At 51.6% G+C, this 20,198-nt stretch carries 14 protein-coding genes; 3 read left to right on the top strand and 11 right to left on the bottom strand.

Features of this window, described 5'->3' with window-relative positions; genetic code table 11:
- Positions 1-17 precede the first annotated feature (17 nt).
- From araH to BFW38_RS04050, 11 genes are all read right to left on the bottom strand, one after another.
- Positions 18-1,028 carry an L-arabinose ABC transporter permease AraH gene (gene araH / locus BFW38_RS04100; protein WP_068997250.1) on the bottom strand — a complete coding sequence of 337 codons (1,011 nt, stop codon included), beginning with the start codon at positions 1,026-1,028 and terminating at the stop codon, positions 18-20.
- A gap of 24 nt (positions 1,029-1,052) precedes the next feature.
- On the bottom strand, positions 1,053-2,546 hold the full coding sequence (araG, locus tag BFW38_RS04095) for an L-arabinose ABC transporter ATP-binding protein AraG (protein ID WP_069000189.1): 1,494 nt from the start codon (positions 2,544-2,546) through the stop codon (positions 1,053-1,055).
- Between the two features lie 26 nt (positions 2,547-2,572).
- The gene (locus tag BFW38_RS04090) at positions 2,573-3,565 is read right to left on the bottom strand and encodes an arabinose ABC transporter substrate-binding protein (RefSeq protein ID WP_068997249.1); all 993 of its coding nucleotides are present in this window, start codon (positions 3,563-3,565) and stop codon (positions 2,573-2,575) included.
- A 128-nt stretch (positions 3,566-3,693) separates the two neighbouring features.
- Positions 3,694-4,815, bottom strand: coding sequence for an aldose epimerase family protein (locus BFW38_RS04085; protein ID WP_245686061.1), 1,122 nt, complete (start codon positions 4,813-4,815; stop codon positions 3,694-3,696).
- Between the two features lie 233 nt (positions 4,816-5,048).
- A complete protein-coding gene (locus BFW38_RS04080) occupies positions 5,049-5,975 on the bottom strand; it encodes a Gfo/Idh/MocA family protein (protein ID WP_068997248.1) in 927 nt (308 codons plus the stop codon).
- 140 nt (positions 5,976-6,115) lie between these two features.
- A complete protein-coding gene (locus BFW38_RS04075; protein ID WP_068997247.1) occupies positions 6,116-8,467 on the bottom strand; it encodes an efflux RND transporter permease subunit in 2,352 nt (783 codons plus the stop codon).
- Positions 8,467-9,630 carry a WD40/YVTN/BNR-like repeat-containing protein gene (locus BFW38_RS04070; protein ID WP_068997246.1) on the bottom strand — a complete coding sequence of 388 codons (1,164 nt, stop codon included), beginning with the start codon at positions 9,628-9,630 and terminating at the stop codon, positions 8,467-8,469. The genes BFW38_RS04075 and BFW38_RS04070 overlap by 1 nt, the downstream gene beginning before the upstream one ends.
- A 452-nt stretch (positions 9,631-10,082) precedes the next feature.
- Complete coding sequence (locus BFW38_RS04065; RefSeq protein ID WP_068997245.1) at positions 10,083-11,951, bottom strand: methyl-accepting chemotaxis protein; 1,869 nt, start codon at positions 11,949-11,951, stop codon at positions 10,083-10,085.
- A gap of 457 nt (positions 11,952-12,408) precedes the next feature.
- The gene (locus BFW38_RS04060; RefSeq protein ID WP_068997244.1) at positions 12,409-14,274 is read right to left on the bottom strand and encodes a methyl-accepting chemotaxis protein; all 1,866 of its coding nucleotides are present in this window, start codon (positions 14,272-14,274) and stop codon (positions 12,409-12,411) included.
- 366 nt (positions 14,275-14,640) lie between these two features.
- Positions 14,641-16,509: a methyl-accepting chemotaxis protein gene (locus BFW38_RS04055; RefSeq protein WP_068997243.1), complete on the bottom strand. Its 1,869-nt coding sequence runs from the start codon at positions 16,507-16,509 to the stop codon at positions 14,641-14,643.
- Positions 16,510-16,663: 154 nt separating this feature from the next.
- Positions 16,664-17,581, bottom strand: coding sequence for a LysR family transcriptional regulator (locus BFW38_RS04050; protein ID WP_068997242.1), 918 nt, complete (start codon positions 17,579-17,581; stop codon positions 16,664-16,666).
- Between the two features lie 412 nt (positions 17,582-17,993).
- Between BFW38_RS04050 and BFW38_RS04045 the strand changes: the two genes are divergently transcribed.
- From BFW38_RS04045 to BFW38_RS04035, 3 genes are all read left to right on the top strand, one after another.
- On the top strand, positions 17,994-18,308 hold the full coding sequence (locus BFW38_RS04045) for a hypothetical protein (protein ID WP_068997241.1): 315 nt from the start codon (positions 17,994-17,996) through the stop codon (positions 18,306-18,308).
- Positions 18,309-18,516: 208 nt separating this feature from the next.
- Positions 18,517-19,419, top strand: coding sequence for a LysR family transcriptional regulator (locus BFW38_RS04040; protein ID WP_068997240.1), 903 nt, complete (start codon positions 18,517-18,519; stop codon positions 19,417-19,419).
- On the top strand, positions 19,416-20,192 hold the full coding sequence (locus BFW38_RS04035; RefSeq protein WP_084004441.1) for a sulfite exporter TauE/SafE family protein: 777 nt from the start codon (positions 19,416-19,418) through the stop codon (positions 20,190-20,192). Before BFW38_RS04040 ends, BFW38_RS04035 begins: the two co-directional genes overlap by 4 nt.
- The last annotated feature ends 6 nt before the right edge of the window (positions 20,193-20,198 follow it).

Here is a 20,198-nt window from a genome sequence, read left to right as displayed (position 1 = left end):
AATCATCAATACTGCCCCTAATGAGACTGGCGACGGGTTTGCTTCCAGCGGTCAAACATGACGGCCAACAGCAAAATAGCGCCACGCACCAGGTACTGATAGAAGGTCGGTACATTCAAAAGGCCCATCGCATTTTGAACACACCCCATAATCAGCACCCCAACCACGACACCGGTAATCGTCGCGACACCCCCCGATAATGCAACACCGCCTAGCACGCAAGCCGAAATCACCGCGAGCTCAAGCCCCATCGAAGTATTCGGGTCACCTAACCCCATACGGGACGCTAGCAGCACGCCGACGATACCCGCGACAACGCCCTGAAGGCCAAATACAATAATTTTTAAACGCCGGACATTCACGCCAGCTAATGCCGCCGCTTCAGCATTGCCACCAGTGGCCAGCACGTTACGGCCAAATACCGTCATATTGAGTACAACACCAAAGATCAGAAAACAAGCCAACATCGTCCATACCGGTAACGTCAGCCCTAGAAACGCTGCACTGCCCAACTCAAAAAATGCCGGTACGGTAATCATCACCGCATCACCACCGGAGGTGATATAGGCCAGCCCACGAACGAACTCCATCGCGGCCAAAGTCGCGATCAACGAGTTGATGCCGAATTTGGCGATCACCAATCCATTGAAAGCGCCAACAGCCCCACCGGCCAGAATGCCACTGATCACTCCGATCAAGACACTGCCACTACTGGTCGTTGCCACTGCGGCCACGACACCGGCAAAAGCCACAATGGAGGCCACAGATAAATCGACCTCGCCCAAAGCCAGTACCAGCATCATCGTTGTCGCTAAACTGCCAATGAGGGTAATCGACAGCAGCAGCCCAACCATATTACGCCCCGTCATAAAGTCAGGAATTAATAGGGCCAGCGCCATAAACAGCAGCACGAAAATCGCAATCAAACCTGAGGTATCCAACAAGGTCCGTAGCAATTTCATCAGCCCTTGTTGACCCGCTGGTTGCGCCGACATCCCCACTTCTTCAGTCAATCGGTTTGCAGTCATTTTACTTATCCTAAGAGTTAGCTATCAGGCCGGTAGCGCCAGCCCAAGCAGACGTTCAGGTGTTGCCGCATCCCGCGCAACGACATCAATCAATTCACCACCGCGCATGACCGCAATGCGATCACATATAGCACTCACTTCGGCCAGATCACTGGAGATCACCACAACACTTTTGCCCGCTTCAGCTAGGTCATAGAGCAGGCTATAGATGTCTCGACGGGCCCCGACATCGATCCCTCGAGTCGGTTCATCCATGATCAAAAGGTCAATCTCTTCAGCCAGCCAGCGCGCCAGAATCACTTTTTGCTGATTGCCGCCAGACAAGGTACTGATCGGTGTTTTAGCACTGGGGGTTTTAATCCGAAGCTGCTGGATGTAGGACTCGGCATTACGCCGTTCCCGGCGCCCATGCCGAAAAATCCCCCAGCGCTTAAAAAAACGGCGACAGCTGATATTCAAATTGTCGGCGACACTGGCGACAGGGAAGATCCCCTGCGCTTTACGGTCCTCCGGGCACATGGCAATCCCCGACCGAATCGCTTCGGCGGGATGTTGAAATTGACAGGACTCATTCCGAAAATGGATCTGACCAGCCTTCGGTTGCTCAACACCACACACCAGCCGCAACAACTCACTCCGCCCGGCGCCCACCAAGCCAAAAAAGCCCAACACCTCGCCCCGCTTCACGGTGAAGCTCGCAGGCGAACGCAACCCACGCCCCTCAATACCGGCCACATCAAGCACAATGTCGCCAACCTGACGAGGCCGATAGCCATAGACATCGTCAATATCACGCCCCACCATTTCGCTCACCAGAAGGTCATGTGTCAGTTCACTCATGTCCTCATGGGTCCGAATGTGCTGACCATCGCGGAAGATGGTGACCGCATCACATAGATCAAACACCTCTTCCATCCGGTGCGTCACATAGAGCACGACCCGCCCTTCATCGCGTAACCGTTTGACGATACGTTTGAGTTGCTGGGTTTCCTGCACTGATAAACTACTGGTGGGCTCATCAAAGGCAATAATTCGCGCATCCCGTAGCAAGGCACGCCCAATTTCGATCATTTGCTGCTGGCCAATCGATAAATCACGTACCTTCATTGCCGGATCAATCGAGGTCTCTCCCAAATCGTTCAAGACTTCAAGTGCACGCTGCCGCAGCTGCTGCCGATCAATCAGGCCTTGCCGAGCCGGTAATTGGCCTAATAACAGGTTCTCAGCAACCGACATATTGGGGGAGAGCGTCAACTCCTGATAAATGATGGCAACCCCTTCACTCAAGGCTTCTCGGGTATTGCTAAAGACATGGCGGTGCCCATCAATCCAGAGCGCGCCTTCTGCCGGTTGATTAACACCACTTAAGACTTTCAATAAGGTCGATTTTCCGGCCCCATTTTCGCCCATCAGGGCATGGACTTGCCCGGCATGGGCAGCGAAGCTCACACCATCCAAAGCACGTACACCGGGAAAGATCACACTGATATGATCAAAACGCAGATAAGGATCAGACATACCGGCCGCCTCCATTGATGTCTCAATTACAGGCCCAGTGCTTTGCGCACCGCCTGCCAGTTGTCACGCGTCATCAAGGTCCCTGCGGTTTCAGTATTGGCCTTAGGTACTTTGCCTTCGGTAATCCAGTAGTAGAGATTTTCAGCCGTTTGACGGCCATGCATGGTCGAACTCACTGCCACAGTGCCAAAAAAACCGGTCGGTTTTTCCCGGGAGAACTCAGCAAAAGCGGCCCCAGAACCGTTAATCCCCACACCGATAACATCTTGTGCGTCCAGGCCATACTGCTCAGTCGCCCGTACACCACCGAGTACACTTTCTTCATTCAGCGCATAAATCACCCAGTGTTTATAATCACTGTGTTGCGCCAATACCGGCGATGCGGCAGAAAAAGCGCTACTGGTATCGGTATTTTGCTGAGGCGCATCAAAAATATGATCTTCAGGGAAGCCTGCGGCTAATAACGACTGGGTCGCACCATCGGTACGCTCAACAGCAGTCGGTAATTCATTATTGGAGATACGTAAGGCTGCGACTTCTTTAGGATCCCAGCCTCGGGTCTTCATTTCGACAACAATGGCCTCGCCCACCTGTTGACCAATTTTAGTCCCCGACATCCCGAGGTGAGGCACATCCTCGATCGGCTGACCATCAGCGGTCACAAACTGATCGTCCACGGTAATGACTTTCATGTCATATTGTCTGGCCCGATGCATAATCGCAGGCCCAAGACGGACATCGGGCGGGCAAATGACAAATCCCTGTGCATTTTGGGCATACAAGTTATCAATCGCGCTTAATACTGCTTGGCCATCCTCACCACCTAGACGGACCACCTCGAACCCTAATTTGTTACCCATTTCGCTCGCAGCCCGCTGTTCATTGATAAACCACGCCTGCTCGGGTTTCTTCACGATAAAGCCTATCTTGATATCCTCTTGTGCCTGACTTTGAACCCAAGGGGCCACCAGTAAGGTGCCCAATAGCGCACAATGCGTTAAGACCTGAGTGATCCGCATGTGAAGACTCCTTTCATTGCTTGGTTGTTGTTTTGGTTGTTGTACTGTTTATTGTGTTAATGACATCGTCGTAATGAGGCTCATCTCAGCCGATGAGCCTGGAGCTATCCACCTCTACTGGCCACCCACTACTGGGTCGAAAAGGTTGAAAAGCGCAGTACGGTCCTTGAGTGGTAATCGGTTCCAGGCATCAAAATTGTGTTGGGGAAATTCGCCTGATTCGGGGCATTCGGGAAGTGCTGGGTTTCCAAAGCCAAGCCTGCATGCCGGGAATAAACCTGCCCCTTGTGGCCGGTTAAATCACCAGCTAAAGCGTTGGCCGAGTAAACCTGAATACCCGGCTCAGTGGTGGCAACTTCTAGGACCCGACCACTGGATGGCGCCCATAAACGAGCCGCAACCACCACCTCATCCGCCCCAGCCTGATCACGGTTTAATACGAAATTATGGTCATAGCCACGGCCATAACTCAGCTGCGGATCGGCTTGATCAATCCTTTGGCCAACAGGGGTCGGTTGCCTAAAGTCAAAGGGTGTACCGGCGACCGCACGTAATTCCCCCGTCGGCATTAATGACTCATCCACGGGCGTAAACTGTTCAGCATTCAGCATGAGGTGGTGGTCAAGAATGGAGCGCTGCCCAGCACCTTCCAGATTAAAATAACTATGCTGAGTCAGATTGACAGGGGTGGGCTGATCCGTCTTTGCCCAATAGTCTATGATCAGCTCGTTCTGATCGGTCAGGGTATAGGTCACTTCAACGTCAAGTGTCCCGGGATAACCTTCTTCTCCATCCGGGCTGGTATAACGCAACACGACTCCTGAGGCCGTATCGTGACTAAAGGGTTGGGCTTGCCATAACACGCGATCAAAGCCTTGATCACCGCCATGGAGGTGATGAGTGCCATCATTAGTAGCCAAAGTGTAGGCTTGGCCATTGAGGGTAAAGCGGCCATGATCAATGCGGTTGCCATATCGGCCAATCAAAGCACCGAAATAAGGGTTAACCTGCTGATAAGCTTTTGAAAGATAAGCGGATAAAGTGTCAAATCCCAGAACAATGTCATCCAGATGACCTGAATGATCTGGCGTTTTCAGCGACACAATGGTGCCACCGTAATGAGTGATATGAAGCTCAATAGCCTGCGCATTGGTCAATTGATAAATCTCAACCTGACGACCATCCGGCAGCTGGCCAAACGGTTGAGTTTCCACGCGCTTGCATACGGGTGTAGCCAGCTTGTCGTCCACGTATGAGTCCCTTCCATAGCGCACGATCGCTCTCCTCTTATCATCATTATTGTTATTCAAGCGGTAGGAGAACCGCTGATGTATCACTACCCTAACGAAGCACGCTATAACCAACCAATATCAAAGTCGGCTGAACTCAATATCATTTTGGTTATCTCAAAGAAAAAGACTGATAAATGAGTGGTTTCCGCAACGGCGGTCTCATCCATACACGACTAAAGTGGGGCATTAGCCTACTCAACAAATGCCTCAACCATTTCCCGACGGCCATATAAAAAGGCATCAGCCACCAGCCTTAGCGGTGCCATATCCACATCACTTTGCTGTGCTGACACCAACTCCACAAAGTGCGCATAAAGGCCGGCATATTCATGTTCGGGCTCATTGACAATCACGTCACCTTGGATACTTAATTGACAACCGCCTTGGGTTAAGCTGAGCAAGCCCCCATCCGTTTCCACGTGAATATCCCAGGTTTGAGGGCCTTGCTGACGAAAGTCAAAATGAGCGCCAATAGACGCGCCATTTTCATCCCGGAAAGTCAGATCAGCCGCAATAGGCGTTTGACAATTACGCGGTACGTCCAGGCGAGCCTGCTGCAGAAAAAAGGGCTGGGGTAAAATCGCCGTGGCGATTGAAAAGGCATTAATGCCCGGATCAAACACGCCCATTCCTCCGGCCTGCCAGATCCACGCTTGACCTGGATGCCACACACGGACATCTTCCTTCCACTGAATATCAACATGGTGAATCCGGCGCTGAGCAAGCCATTGCTGAGCTTTGCTCACCCCCGGCGCAAAGCGAGAGTGCAAGGCAGCGAACAGGGTCACACCTTGCTGCTCGGCTAATGCCACCAAAGCTTCGACCTCACTGAGCGTGGCCCCCGGTGGCTTTTCTAACAACACATGTCGGCCACGCAATAACGCCTGCCGCGCTTGCTCATAACGTAAGTGAGTGGGCGTACAAATCGATACGGCTTTTAATCCGGGGTTATCATCCAGCATAGCGGTCAAGGAATCGTAGCTGGGTACATCAGGTAAGCTTGCATAAGGATCAGCCGTCGCCACACAGTGACAAGCTGACGTTACGGCTATCGCAGGCAGGTGCTGGTCACGCGCTATTTTGCCCACACCAACCAACCCAAGAGGTAAATCAGACATGATATGCGCCTTATTGTGATGAGTGACTTGCGATCAATCTTGAGATCCATAAAGACAAGATACTGCGATATAAATCCCATATAAAAAACCCCGGCAAGCCGGGGTTAAATCGATATCGTGTTTGAGTGATGAGTCGTTGTCTATGATGCAGGCTGTTTTCGGCCTAATAGATAATGCGCAATCGCAGGCAACAACCACAGCGCACCAATCATGTTCCATAGGAACATAAAGGTCAGCAGAATCCCCATATCCGCCTGGAATTTAATCGGCGAGAAGGCCCAAGTGCCGACGCCAATCGCCAAGGTTAATCCCGTAAAACTCACGGCTTTACCAGTCGAGCGCAGGGTATGGTAATAGGCATCTTGCAATCGCTCGCCCGCCTGCATGTAGGCCTTCAAGCGTGAATAGATATAAATGCCGTAGTCGACCCCGATCCCGACACCCAGCGCAATCACCGGTAAGGTGGCGACTTTTACACCGATGCCCAACCAAGCCATCAACGCCTGACACAGTACCGACGTCAACCCCAGAGGAGCGACAATACAGACCACCGCGCGCCAGCTGCGGAATGTCACTAAGACTAAGATCGACACCACCGCATAAACAAAGGCCAACATAAAGTTCTGTGCACGCCGAATTTCTTCATTGGTCGCCGCTTCAATCCCGGCACTACCGGCCGCCAACATAAAGCGTGCATGATCACTATTATGAGCAGAAGCAAAATTTTCCACCTGATGCGTCACCCGCGACAAGGTCTCAGCTTTATGATCCTGCAAATACAGAATCACCGGCAACAGATCACATCGGTTATTGACCAACCCCGGTGGCACATTACTCATCGCCTGGTTCAGCACGTATTGATTACGAGATAAGGTTTGCCATTTCAAACTGCCTTCGTTGAAACCGGCAATCACACGCTTGGCAATACTGACTGGAGACAGCGTCCCTTGCACGCCCTCGACATTACGCATCATCCATTCGAACCGATCCACCATCTGCATTGCGGGATAGGCCACGCACTGCTGCTCAGGGGTCGTCACCATCACCACCAGAACATCAGCGGAAGTGGCATAGTGATGGGTGATATAGGCATTATCTTGATTGTACTGAGAGTCTGGGCGCAGCTCAGGGGCGCCTTCATCCAAATCCCCGATTTGCAATTGGCTACTGCCATATAAGCCGACAATCCCAAGCCCTAATGCGATCAGTAAGGAAATAGGCGCCGCCCGAGCATGACTCAAAAAAGACAGGCGATGCCATATCGGCGAGGTCTGATGCTGAGCCCGGTCGACCCGCTCAATGCTCGTGCGGCTCACCCCTAACCAAGACATCAGGATAGGTAACAACACCAAGTTGGTCAGGATCACCACCGCCACCCCGAGGGCCGCTGCGATGGCCAGATCTTGAATCACCTGGATTTCAATAAACAACAGCGTCATAAACCCAATGGCATCCGAAACCAGCGCCAGCATCCCAGCAATATAAAGCCCTCGGAACGCCAGTCGGGCGGCCATCATTTTGCCCGCGCCTTGAGCTGCTTCGATGGCCGTGGCATTGATCACCTGAACCCCGTGGGAAACCGCAATCGCAAAGACCAGAAAAGGCACCAGCATCGAGTAAGGATCAAGACCATAGCCCATCAACTGTAACAAGCCCAACTGCCAGATAACGGCAATGATCGAGCACACCAGGGGGATAATGGTGCTGACCAAACAGCGCGAATAAAGCCACAACAGGACAAAGGTAATCGCAATCGCCAAGAGGAAGAAGAAGACCACTTGGGTCGCCCCATCGATCAAATCACCAATCAACTTGGCAAAGCCGATGATACGAATATCATACTGGTCGGTCGAAAACTGAGTGCGCAGTTCATTCAACCGCGCCGACATGGCTTGATAATCCAGCGGCTGCCCATCCACCGTTTCCAACAGCGGCGCTTGAATGATCGTCGACCGAAAATCATTGGCGACCAGAATACCGACCTGGCCCGATTTCAAGACATTCTCACGCAACCGCTTCAGGCTAGCCGCATCGCCAGAATAAGTGTCAGGAATGACCGTCCCACCGGCAAACCCTGCCTCCGTCACCTCCGTCCAACGCACTGAGGGGGCCCAAAGCGACTTGACCGCTGAACGATCCACCCCCGGCATAAACATCACTTCGTCATACACTTTGCGCAGATGCGCCATGTAATCAGCATCAAAGATGTCGCCATCCCCTTTCACTGTCACCGCAATGCGCACCGAATTCGCTAGCCCTTTAAGGTCATCGCGCCGGGCCATGAGATTCTCAATGTAGGGGTGGGTCAAAGGGATCAGCTTTTCAAAACTGGCCTCAGGTTTCACCATTGTCGCCCGCCACCCCAACAACAAGGTGACGATCACAAACAACACACACCAGAAGACACGATGTTTGAAGAACAGGCGCTCAATCCATGGGCCTTGCGTATTGGCCTGAGGATGCTGATCAGGGGGAGTCACAGATGATGTCATTATTTAGCTTCCTCCTGATGCGCGGCCGAATCCGCAGAAAACGACAGGCGATGAATACCGCCTTGCCCCACCCCGATCACCTGATCCTTACGCTTGATCGCCGTCAGCAGTGATTCTCGCTCCGGCAATGCCGATAGCGTCAAATGGGGTAATACTCCGTGGGCAAAAATACCACCCTGCCCTAATAAGACCACCTGATCATTCGGCAGCACCTTGGCACCATTAAACGTCGTTTCAGTGGGCAAATTCAGTGACTGCCATGTCTCACTATCAGGCTGTCGCCAATAGGCATGGCCCCGTAAACCGGCCAGAATCAGGCCGCCATCAGGCAGAGCCGTTAAAGCAAACCAAGAACCGGTATAAGGAGAATTTTCGCTATGCCAGGTCTGGCCTTGATCATCCGAGCGATAAAGGCTCCCTCGCTCACCCGCCAGCCACACATGGCCCTGACCATCCTGCGCCATCACATTATTATGCAAGCCTTCGGGGTTAGGCAGCCGATCAGCAACATATTGCCAAGACACACCCGCATCGTGTGTTTCCAACAGGGTGTTATACCCCCCGGCAGCAAAACCATGCTGGGCATCCAGCATCATCACATCCAGCAGGGGCGGTACATCATTGTGTTCGAGTGCAAAACGGGCATCATCCAATGCATATTCAAGATCATCCAGACTGGGTTGATCTGCATCCCCCTCATCAGGGTAGGCCTCACCGGCATCCGTCTCAGAAAGCGCCGCGATCTCTTTTTTCAGGCGCTCAATATCGGCTTGGGCCCTTGCCTTACGCGCCTTGACTTCATGATGCACCAGCGACCAGTGAGCCCCATTATCAGTACTGCGAATAATGATGCCGTCATGGCCCACCGCCAGCCAAATGTCATCGGCGACATGCGTCACTGCAGTCAGCATGGTGCTGACCGGCACATCAGCCTGCTGCCAGCTTGCAGACGCTTGGTCGTGGTACAACACAATACCGTGCTCGCCCACAATCAACTGCCGCTGTGGCGCGGTGGCCGCATCCAGCAGTAAGGCCTGCGAGGCTAGCGGCGCTTTGAGCGCGGGGTACAGCAAACTATTCGGATCTGTCGCGGCTTGTGATGACGCACTCCAAACGCTCGCCATCAACAAAGATAGACAGCCAAACCGCCGGCCAACACGCATGAAGACCTCCAGATTGTTGTTATTCATCGAATCCCTCAAACGATTGAGGCCACGGGGATCACAAGGGCCGGACCAACCCGGCATTCAGATTTTATTCACCCATCTTCTGACTCTATCACCAAGGCCAAAGTTGAGACAAACGACCGTTTAAAAAATAAGACTAAGGTTATAAGCCCCTACCGGCCACCGTCAAAAGCACACTGATCAGTTCGTGTCACAGGGTCAAGCATCAAGCCTGATCATCATGATCAACAGGCCTCGCTAGACAGTGAAATTCAGAGAAAAGACAGCGGGGAAAGCTCAGGAGTGGTCAGTCGGAATGGGGAGCGCCCTCAATAAAGCCCGCTTGACGTCCTCTGGACGCCAAGCGCAGCCATTGATCCTTCAATGCGACGATCCCATCCTGGGGCTCAACTTCCTCATAACAGCGGCTATTACACTTACATTGACACTTACACTCGGAACCGATCGGTTAATGCTTTTAATGCATTAGCGACCTGACTTAACTCTTGCGCCCGCTGACGACCGCTTTCCGCTTGAGTCGCCAAGGCTTCAGAGACTTCTCGAATTTGCTCGGTATTACCGCTCATCTCTGAGGTCACGGCATTTTGCTCTTCGACAGCACTGGCAATTTGCGCCGCCATATCGCGGATGCGCGTATTGAATTCGTCAATTTGGCGCAATCGCTCAGCGGCTTGAGCCGCATTATCGACACTCTCGTGTGCCATCGCTTCACTGGAGGTCATCCCTTCAACCGCCCGTTGAGTGACACGCTTGAGATCGTCGATCATGTGCTGAATTTCTTCGGTCGAGCGATGTGTTCGGCTAGATAAATCCCTGACTTCATCCGCCACCACGGCGAATCCGCGGCCATGCTCACCGGCACGCGCCGCTTCAATAGCAGCATTCAGTGCCAATAAATTCGTTTGTTCGGCAATCCCTTGAATCGTCGCCAAAATACCAGTGATATTCTGTACTTGCTCATCAACATCACCAATCACGCCACTGGCCTGATTCACCTGATCCGCCAGACGACTGATCGCTTCTCGATTTTGCTCGACCACGCTCAAACCGGTTTGAGTTGAATCAGCCGCCTCTTGAGCCGCTGTCGCCGTTGCCTCAGCATTACCCGCAATCTCACCGGTTGCTGCCGACATCTGCTGTGCCGCTGCGGAAAGTTGCGATAACTCTTGCTGCTGACGGGCAATCTCATCCAGAGTCAGATGGCTCTGATCCGCTGTTGACCGCGCATCGTCATTCAAACGCGCCGCCAGTTGAATCACTTCACGAATCGTCGACTGCAACCGGGCAATAAATTGGTTAAACGCTTGACTGACCTGACCGAACTCATCTTGACGTTCAACATCCAAGCGCCGAGTCAAATCACCTTCCCCCGTCGAAATATCATTCATCAACGCCGCTAAACGGCGTAACGGCCGGGTCAGATAGCCCACTAACAACAACAGCGCTGTGGCCACCACGACTAGAATCACAAGCCCAATGCTCGCTAACTGCCACACTAAACGCCCTTTCGCAACAGTGGCCTCACGTTTATCAACTAAGAGGACAAAACGCCATCCGGTATTGGCATAAGTGCGGGTCGCGACAAACCAGTCACGATCCTGGTAGTGCAGAGTTTTAATCACGCCATCTTGAGCGGGCAGCTCGGTAGCAGCAATCAACTCAGAAACAGGTTTTTGAAAATAACCGGCATCCGGGTGTGCAATCAGCTGACCATTCGGATCCAACAACCATAGCTGCGATGTCCAGCGCGTCTTTAGCGTCAACAGTTCTTCGGTCAATGAAGACAGCTGGATATCACCGGCAATCACCCCATCCACGCCGTTTCTTAAGGGACTCACCAGTGAAATCAAAGGGACTGCCGGGCTAGCGCCCATATAAGGTGCCGTCACCGTCAGCTGACCGGCTCGCTGAGCGGCGCTATACCAAGGCCGTTTACGCGGATCATAACCCGCCGGTAAAGGCGGTTCAGGCAATGATTGCACCATTTTGCCTTCACTTGTGCCGACATAAGTCAAATCATAACCGGCAGCATCACGCGCGGTAGTCAAGGCTTCAGGCCAACGCTGAGGATCTTTCGGCAAATGTTGAGCCACTGATCTCAACACATTCCCTTTCGCCTTCACCCAGCCATTCACGAAGATCTCTGCGGCTCTTAATGTATTGTTAATCTCACCCTCTGTGGCCTGTTGGACTTCATGGCTCAACAGCCGGTTGGCTACGAGCCCTAAAGTAATCAACCCCACCAACAATAATGCCAAAATAGGTATCAATAAGCGCTGCCGAAATGAAAGCGTCATCAGTTCTCCATCCCCAGATTTTCTGTGTTTTGACAGTCCTGCTTTAAGGCAGGTTATTGTTATTGCGCAATCATCGCTTTGCTCTAAATGGCCCGAGCAAGACTCAAGCCATATTCAAAACGTGTTTAAGTAAAGCGACTCAACTCAAAGCATCGTGTCACAGCGCTTACAAACTCACGACAAGAGACCCATTGTTGACTATTTTTATCAACTATCAAGCAAAACAAAACGCTTATGCGATCTTGTCATCACACCATGACACTCCATGTCGTTTAAACATGCAGAAAACAATCACTTTATTTTCATACCGACCCATAGCGCTTTATCAATCATCGCATCGCTCATCATCAGCATAAAAAAATCCCGGAGGGATTAACGCCTCCGGGATTCATCAGATGGTAGAGCTCAACTCATGAAATAGCGGCCCTTTATTGAGCCGCAACGCCTAATTGAATCACTATACTCTAAAGCGGTCCGTCAGCTCTTTCAGTGACAGTGAGACTTGACTCAGCGCTTGTGCGCGTTGTTGTGCAACGTGAGCCTGTTCTGATAGCGTTTCCGAGACGACTTTGATCTGTTCAGCATTACCACTGATCTCCGAAGTCACCGCATTTTGCTCTTCGACAGCGCTGGCAATCTGTACCGCCATATCGCGAATGGTGGTATTCGCTTCATCAATCTGAGTCAGTCGCTGAGCGGCTTCTTTGGCATGTTCCACACTGTCATGGGCCATCGCCTCACTGGCTTGCATGCCCTCCACGGCTCGGCCAGTCACACGCTGTAACTCACCAATCATTTTCTGAATTTCTTCGGTAGAACGGTGGGTCCGACTAGAGAGTTCACGCACTTCATCTGCCACCACAGCAAAACCACGGCCATGCTCACCCGCCCGAGCCGCTTCAATCGCCGCATTCAACGCCAACAAATTCGTTTGCTCAGCAATCCCTTGAATCGTTGCCAAAATCCCAGTGATTTTCTGTACTTGATCATCCACCTCAGTAATGATCTGGGAGGCATCATTCACTTGTTGCGCCAACTGACTAATACCTTCACGGTTTTGATCCACCACTTGCATCCCTTGCTGGGTGGAATCCGCCGCATCTTGAGCCGCCGCTGCGGTTTGTTCCGCATTCCCAGCAATTTCACCGGTCGCCACCGACATTTCCTGAGAGGCCGCTGAGAGCTGTGCCAGCTCTTCCTGCTGACGGCTGATCTCATCGAGGGTTCGTTGACTTTGTTCCGCGGAGGCCACCGCATCCTGGGTTAAACTGCCTGACAAGGCAATCACTTCACGAATCGTCCCCTGCAGGCGTTCAACAAAACGGTTAAATGCTAGGCTGACTTGGCCGAATTCATCTTGACGCGCTACCTCCAGTCGTGAAGTCAGATCCCCTTCACCCGTTGAAATATCATTCATCAGGGTCACTAAACGTCGTAGCGGTTTGGTCAAATGATGCACCAACCAAAAGACAATCAATCCCACAATAATCAGGACGCCCAGGCCTAATAAGGAAATCTGCCAAAGCAACTGATTCTGTGCCGCAACCGCTTCTTTTTCGCTCACTAACAACAGAAAACGCCACTTCAACTCCGGCAACGTGAGCGTGGCGGTCAACCAGTCCTGCCCTTGATAATGCAGGTGCCCGAGATAGCCCTCATCAGCCAGCACCATATCAGGAATAACATCATTCAGAGGTTTTCCGATCCACTCTTCATTCGGGTGTGCAATCAGCTGATTATTGGTATCCATCAACCAGAGTTGAGAGGTCCAGCGGGCAGACAAGCTCATGAGTTTGTCGACCACATCGGTCACGCTGACGTCAGCTGACATCACCCCATCCATACCATTGGCGAGAGGCATCGTCATGGCAATAAACAAGCCTCCCGTGACCACATCCTCATAGGGTAATGTCACGGTGAGCTTGCCTTCTTTCATCGCCGTTTTATACCAAGGGCGAGTCCGAGGATCATAACCTTCGGGAAGATCAATGTCGGGCCTAGCTTGGAGATACTCCCCATCCGCCGTGCCCGTATACATGTAGAAGAAATTGCCTAATTGTTTACCCAGCGTCAGCATCTCAACCCACTGGGACTTATCCTTTGGCAACTCATGCGCCATGGTTTCAACCATATGAGTCTTGGCTTCCACCCATTCCTTCGACATCGCCGAAGCGGTACGTAGCGTATTATTCAGTTCTGCCCGGGAAGCTTCCTCAACTTCTTGCTTTAAGATGTGAAAAGAGGCCCCTCCTACGGCGAGAAGACCCAATAATAAAAGACTGATGACACATGCCAACAGACGAGTCCGAAAGGTCAATCCCATAGTTCAGTTCTCTTTATGAAGATCATCAGCAGCGACCTGCGCACTGCAGCTAGGACCATCCTGGGCAACCGGTAAAACTCCTTAATTTAGTATAGACAGAAATTCAGCATAGCAAGCAAAATAAATAGGATAATAGAAAGAAAATAATGACTTAACCCACATCATCTTCAACATGACGAAAAAATATAAATAAAGCACCACTTCAATTTCACGCCCAAAAAAAGGAAAGCAGCAACACTCACTGCTTTCCTGTATGGGTATCATTTATAAGTGCTGTTCAAGTACATGATGAGTGCTTTCTAACACTGGACTCAGTCTAAACACCGGCCAGCCCCCTGTCTGGCCGGAAAACTGAATGCAGGATGACTACACTTTAAAACGATCGGTTAATGCTTTCAGTGCATCTGCCACATCGCTCAACTCCTGAGCACGACGCTGAGCGGTATCAGCTTGCTCAGATAGCGTCTCAGCCAAGGTCCGAATCTGATCCGTATTGCCGCTGATCTCTGCCGTCACCGCATTTTGCTCCTCGACTGCACTGGCAATCTGAATCGCCATATCACGAATCGTGGCATTCGCTTGATCAATCTGACGCAGCTGATCAGCCGCTTCTGTCGCATGACTCACACTGTCATGCGCCATCGACTCACTGGCCTGCATACCTTTCACTGCACGTCCAGTCACTTGCTGAAGCTCACTGATCATCTGCTGGATTTCTTCTGTAGAACGATGGGTTCGGCTCGATAGCTCACGCACTTCATCCGCCACCACAGCAAAACCGCGACCATGTTCACCGGCACGGGCCGCTTCAATGGCGGCATTCAATGCCAACAGATTGGTTTGCTCCGCAATGCCCTGAATGGTCGCCAGAATGCCAGTAATCTTCTGTGCCTGGCCATCAACCTCTGCGATCACTTGAGCCGCGCCATTCACTTGTCCAGCCAATTGATCAATCGCGGTACGGTTTTGATCCACCACGCCCAACCCTTGCTGGGTAGAATCAGCCGCTTCTTGAGCCGCTGATGCTGCACGATCCGCATTATCAGCAATTTCACCCGTCGCGGCGGACATCTGCTGAGCCGCCGCCGACAACTGTGACAATTCTGCTTGCTGGCGTCCCAACTCATCCAAAGTCAATCGGCTTTGCTCTGCCGAACCACGCGCATCGTCAGTCAGTCGTACCGTCAACTGAATAATATCGCGAATGGTGCCTTGTAAACGCTCAACAAATCGATTAAACGCCTGACTGACCTGACCAAACTCATCCTGACGCTCAACGGCCAGACGTGCAGTCAGATCTCCCTCGCCACTGGAAATGTTATTCATCAACCCCACTAACCGGCGCAATGGCTTGGTTTGATGGTGAATCAGCCAAAACAGAATAGCCCCCACAATGGCCAGTACCAGTACCCCTAAGCTAATGAGCTGCCATAACAAACGCTGCTGAGCCGAGAGCGCTTCGTCGCGATCCACTAATAAAAGGAAACGCCATTTCAAATTGGGTAAGGTAATCGTGGAGGTGAACCACTGCTTACCTTGGTAAGTCAGTTGACCTAGCTCCCCTTCTTTCGGCAGCACGGCATCCGGTAGAACAGATTGAAGTGATTGTCCGGTCCACGCTTTATTCGGGTGCGCAATCAATTGATTATCCGTGTCCATCAGCCACAGCTGGGACGTCCAACGAGTGGAAAGACTCATCAGCTTTGCCAGCACCGCATCCACCGTCACCTCACCTAACACCACGCCTTCCATACCGTTATCCAGTGCGCGGGTGAGCGAAATACGTAACTGCTGCGATGAAACTTCAAAAAAGGGCTCAATCAGCGTGGTCCCTTTATGTGACAAGGCATTCTGATACCAAGGACGTTTACGGGCATCATAATCATCCGGTAGGTCATCAAAGGGTTCAGCCTGATGCAGATTCGGAATCGAGGAGAGCGCAACCGATATTTGCGTGAGATGGCCGGCACGCTTACTCATATTCAAAGGTCTGAGCCATTCATCTGGCTGCTGGGACAAATCATGGGCTGCCGCTGAAACAATACTGGCTTTAGCATCCACCCATTCTTCAGACATCGATGCGGCCGTCTGTAAGGTGCTGTTAAGTTCAGCTTGTATCGCTTGCTTCCCTTCTTGCTGCAACATGCTTAAAGACACCCCACCCACACCGAGTAAACCGATCAATAACAAAACCAGTATCGGGATCAATAAGCGTACTCGAAAGCTTAATGTCATTATCATTCTCACCCTGTCGTTATTCATTTTTATCGATCAACACGTCATCACTGCGATTTATCTTTATTCATTTATCTTGATACTGAACCTCGCCTGCACACACTCTCATCGCCCTATCGAACACGCCCCTGACCTATCAATTGTCAAATTAGACTTAATGCGAGTAATGCGAACCTTGTAATGCTTGGAATAAATGGTCCCGTACAAACTGATGCGCCGGATCATGTTGATGACGACTATGCCAAATCAAATAATAGCTGATCCTTGGGCTTTGAAAGGGTAAGGGCTTCGCCACCAGCTGGAACTGCTGTGCCAAGTTATCGGCAATATGACGCGGCACCGTCGTCAACAGGCTAGAAGCAGAGACTAATGATAACGCCGCATCAATAAACGGCACCCAAACCTGGATCTGTCGCTGTCGTTTCATATCATTGAGCAGGCTATCAATCTGACGCACTTTATCCCCACCTCCCGATATGGCCACCTGAGGCGTATTGACATAATCATCCAGCGTTAACAGCGACTGTTCAGCGAGGGGGTGGCCATGGCGCATCAGACACACAAAATAATCACTATCAATGGCACGCCCATGAATATCAGGAGGAGAAGTATCCAGAATACAAGCTGCCATATCCAGTCCCCCTTCACGCAGAGCGGGCATCTGATCCGGCGTCCATGGATGAATCATCAATTCAATACTTGGCGCTTGTTGAATGAGCTGTTCAGTGGCCTCAGGCAAAATATAGTGCGCCTCATAATCCGACACCGCAATGTGAAAACGACGAACACATTGGGTCGGATCAAACGGCGCTAAATGCAATAACTGACGAATGCTATTCAGTGATGAATCCAGTGCAGGCGATAATTGTCGGGCACGCTCTGTGAGCTGCTGACGGTTTCCCACCCGCACTAACAGCGGATCAGCAAATAGGTGGCGTAACTGAGCTAGCTGCCGACTCATCGCTGACTGAGTGATCCCTAAGCGATGTGCAGCAGCAGTCACACTGCTTTCTTCCAGCAGGGCCTGTAGCGCCAGCAATAGATTAAGGTTGATCCCGGTTAAGTCATCCATCCGTGCAGTTTGTCCCTACAGATCATTGCGTTGTTGTAAGCCATATTGACTTCTATTTACCATATTAAGGCTATTCACCATATGAACATCGATGAATCACACAGGCTTAGGTTGACCGCATTGACGTTCAAACGCATGCGGTATGATAACGGGCCTAAACTTAATGCATCATATATTTAACGCAATGCATTTATGAGGGGCTCCGGCAACCGCTATAATAGGCGGCATGCATTAACATTCCAGTTACTGGTAGGCCATGACCCTTCGATTCTTTGCCCTCATCACACGTGCCTTTTGCGATTTCAAGCCAGTACACACGTTCAAGCCCGTACATACGCTCAATCGACGACGGGCACGATGCCAACCAGCGACCCGATTGAACAGGCGTTTACGGGACGACCGGAGAGGTGCTTTGGGTTTAAGTGATTTAAGCTCAGGTGCTTTAAACCTGGGGGCTTTAAACCTGGGGGCTTTAAACCTGGGTGCTTTGGCTGTACTGCTGAGCCTTTCAGGCTGCTCGATCAACCCTGAAAATTTATCTCCTTACGAGCAAGCACAGTTGGCTTGTACCTTACAGGTCGGCCAGCAGCCCGAAAGCCAGATCAGCATCGCCGGCTACAAGATTTTCAGCTTTGGCTTCAGTGCACCCGCTGAGAGCGAGCAGGAAGAGGAGTATGATCGCCGTCGAATGGAATACCAAGAGTGTATGCGCTCTCGGGGATTCTAACGCTTGCCCGTGAATCATGATCAAACATCATTTTTAATCGTGTAAACGGTGCAGCGGATCGTATGAAATCGTATGAACATGAGCCGCATAGACCACACCTTATTCATGCCTAAAGGCAGATTCAGCCATCTATCAATTCATAAAAAGCGATATATAATGGCACCGTTGATCGCTTATCATGATGGTCGTTTCCACTAAGGCACCGCAGATGCAACTCAAATCGTTACGGATATTTAGAGAAGTCGCTCGAACCCGCAGCTTTGTCGCTGCGGCTGAGTTGTTGCATACGGTTCAGTCCAACGTCACCGCCCATATCAAAAAGCTAGAAGAAGAGCTGGATGTCAAATTGATAGACCGTCATGGAAGCGTTCGCCTCACCAGCGCGGGACGAGCATTGATTCAGTATGCTGAAAGCATCTTGTCGGCTCACGACGAGGCGCTTTCAGTCTTCGAGAAAAATGCCTCTCCCCGCGGATGCATCCGTATCGGCGCCATGGAAACCACCACTGCACTCAGGCTTCCCCCCATCCTCGCACAATTCCACGAAACCCACCCAGAGATCGATATCACACTGCAAACAGGCCCCACCGCAGACCTGATCAAAGGCATGCAAGAAGGGGAGCACGACTGCATCTTTGTTGCAGGCAAAGTGAACCACCCTCGCCTGCATCACATGAAAGTATTCGACGAACAGCTGGTGCTGGTCTCTGCACAGCCCATGGATGAGATGCCGACACCACAGACCCTACAAACCGCCACCTTTCTGGCTTTTCGTCAGGGCTGCAGCTATCGCCAGCGCATCGAATTATTAATGGCGCACTACGAAATCTATGCGACCCGAATCTTCGAATTCGGCACGCTCGATGCCATATTAGGGTGTGTTGCTGCTGGAATGGGATATGCCATCTTGCCTCGAATGACGCTTGAGACCCATCAGCATCGCTTCAAGGTATACAGCCACCCACTGCCCGAAGCAATCGGTCAGGTCGCCACTTACTTCACAGCCCCTGAAACCAGCCTGTGGACGCCGGCATTAACAGCCTTTGCCAAGACACTCCGAGAACCCCTTGTTCAGAAGGGCCTTTGTCGAATAACGGAACTCAACACATGAGTCTAGACGCCAGTACCCTTTTCACAAGTCTGCTTCCCGACACCATCGACAGTATGACTGCGACAATATTGATCATTGCCGCGGCCTTCACCTCAATGTTAACCGCCGCACTCGGTGCAGGCGGTGGCGTGATGCTATTAGCCGCACTGGCTTTAACATTACCCCCAGCCGCCATCATTCCTGTTCATGGGTTGGTGCAGATGGGCTCTAACGTCAATCGAGCCATAATGACTTGGCGACACATCCACTGGCAGACCATTCTCTGGTTTCTACCTGGTGTCATACTGGGTGCTTGGCTGGCCAGCCTATTTTTAATGCAACTGAGTCTTGAAACACTACAGCTGACAATTGCAGGCTTTATCTTCTTTCTTTGCTGGGGTCCCAAGCTGCCCAAAATGGCCCTCAGTCGCCCTGGCATTTTGATCGCCAGCCTCATCACCAGTTTCGCGGCGATGTTTGCCGGCGCCAGCGGTCCACTGGTGGCCGCATTTATCAAACAGCAAGGAGGGGACCGTTTTCGCACAGTCGCCACTTTTGCCGCGTCGATGTCACTACAACACGCACCCAAAGCACTGGTTTATGGCGTCGCGGGCTTTGTCTTCACCCAGTGGATTGGACTGATAATCCTCATGATCATTGCCGGATTCATCGGCACCTGGGCCGGACTACATCTGCTCAAACGAATAGATGATCAACGCTTCAACCAACTATTCAAGTGGATGCTGACGCTACTTGGGCTTCGGTTATGCTGGCAAGCCTGGGTGAATTTTTAAATGAGG

Origin of the sequence: Terasakiispira papahanaumokuakeensis, from assembly GCF_001709345.1 — a bacterium.
Classification (GTDB): domain Bacteria; phylum Pseudomonadota; class Gammaproteobacteria; order Pseudomonadales; family Halomonadaceae; genus Terasakiispira; species Terasakiispira papahanaumokuakeensis.
This window is presented reverse-complemented; position numbering and strand designations above follow the sequence as displayed.

Excerpts from the sequence above, each read along its gene's own strand:
- araH (WP_068997250.1), bottom strand. The coding sequence starts at position 1,028 with ATGACTGCAAACCGATTGACTGAAGAAGTGGGGATGTCGGCGCAACCA.
- araG (WP_069000189.1), bottom strand. The coding sequence starts at position 2,546 with ATGTCTGATCCTTATCTGCGTTTTGATCATATCAGTGTGATCTTTCCC.
- BFW38_RS04090 (WP_068997249.1), bottom strand. The coding sequence starts at position 3,565 with ATGCGGATCACTCAGGTCTTAACGCATTGTGCGCTATTGGGCACCTTA.
- BFW38_RS04080 (WP_068997248.1), bottom strand. The coding sequence starts at position 5,975 with ATGTCTGATTTACCTCTTGGGTTGGTTGGTGTGGGCAAAATAGCGCGT.
- BFW38_RS04075 (WP_068997247.1), bottom strand. The coding sequence starts at position 8,467 with ATGACATCATCTGTGACTCCCCCTGATCAGCATCCTCAGGCCAATACG.
- BFW38_RS04070 (WP_068997246.1), bottom strand. The coding sequence starts at position 9,630 with ATGCGTGTTGGCCGGCGGTTTGGCTGTCTATCTTTGTTGATGGCGAGC.
- BFW38_RS04065 (WP_068997245.1), bottom strand. The coding sequence starts at position 11,951 with ATGACGCTTTCATTTCGGCAGCGCTTATTGATACCTATTTTGGCATTA.
- BFW38_RS04060 (WP_068997244.1), bottom strand. The coding sequence starts at position 14,274 with ATGGGATTGACCTTTCGGACTCGTCTGTTGGCATGTGTCATCAGTCTT.
- BFW38_RS04055 (WP_068997243.1), bottom strand. The coding sequence starts at position 16,509 with ATGACATTAAGCTTTCGAGTACGCTTATTGATCCCGATACTGGTTTTG.
- BFW38_RS04050 (WP_068997242.1), bottom strand. The coding sequence starts at position 17,581 with ATGGATGACTTAACCGGGATCAACCTTAATCTATTGCTGGCGCTACAG.
- BFW38_RS04040 (WP_068997240.1), top strand. The coding sequence starts at position 18,517 with ATGCAACTCAAATCGTTACGGATATTTAGAGAAGTCGCTCGAACCCGC.
- BFW38_RS04035 (WP_084004441.1), top strand. The coding sequence starts at position 19,416 with ATGAGTCTAGACGCCAGTACCCTTTTCACAAGTCTGCTTCCCGACACC.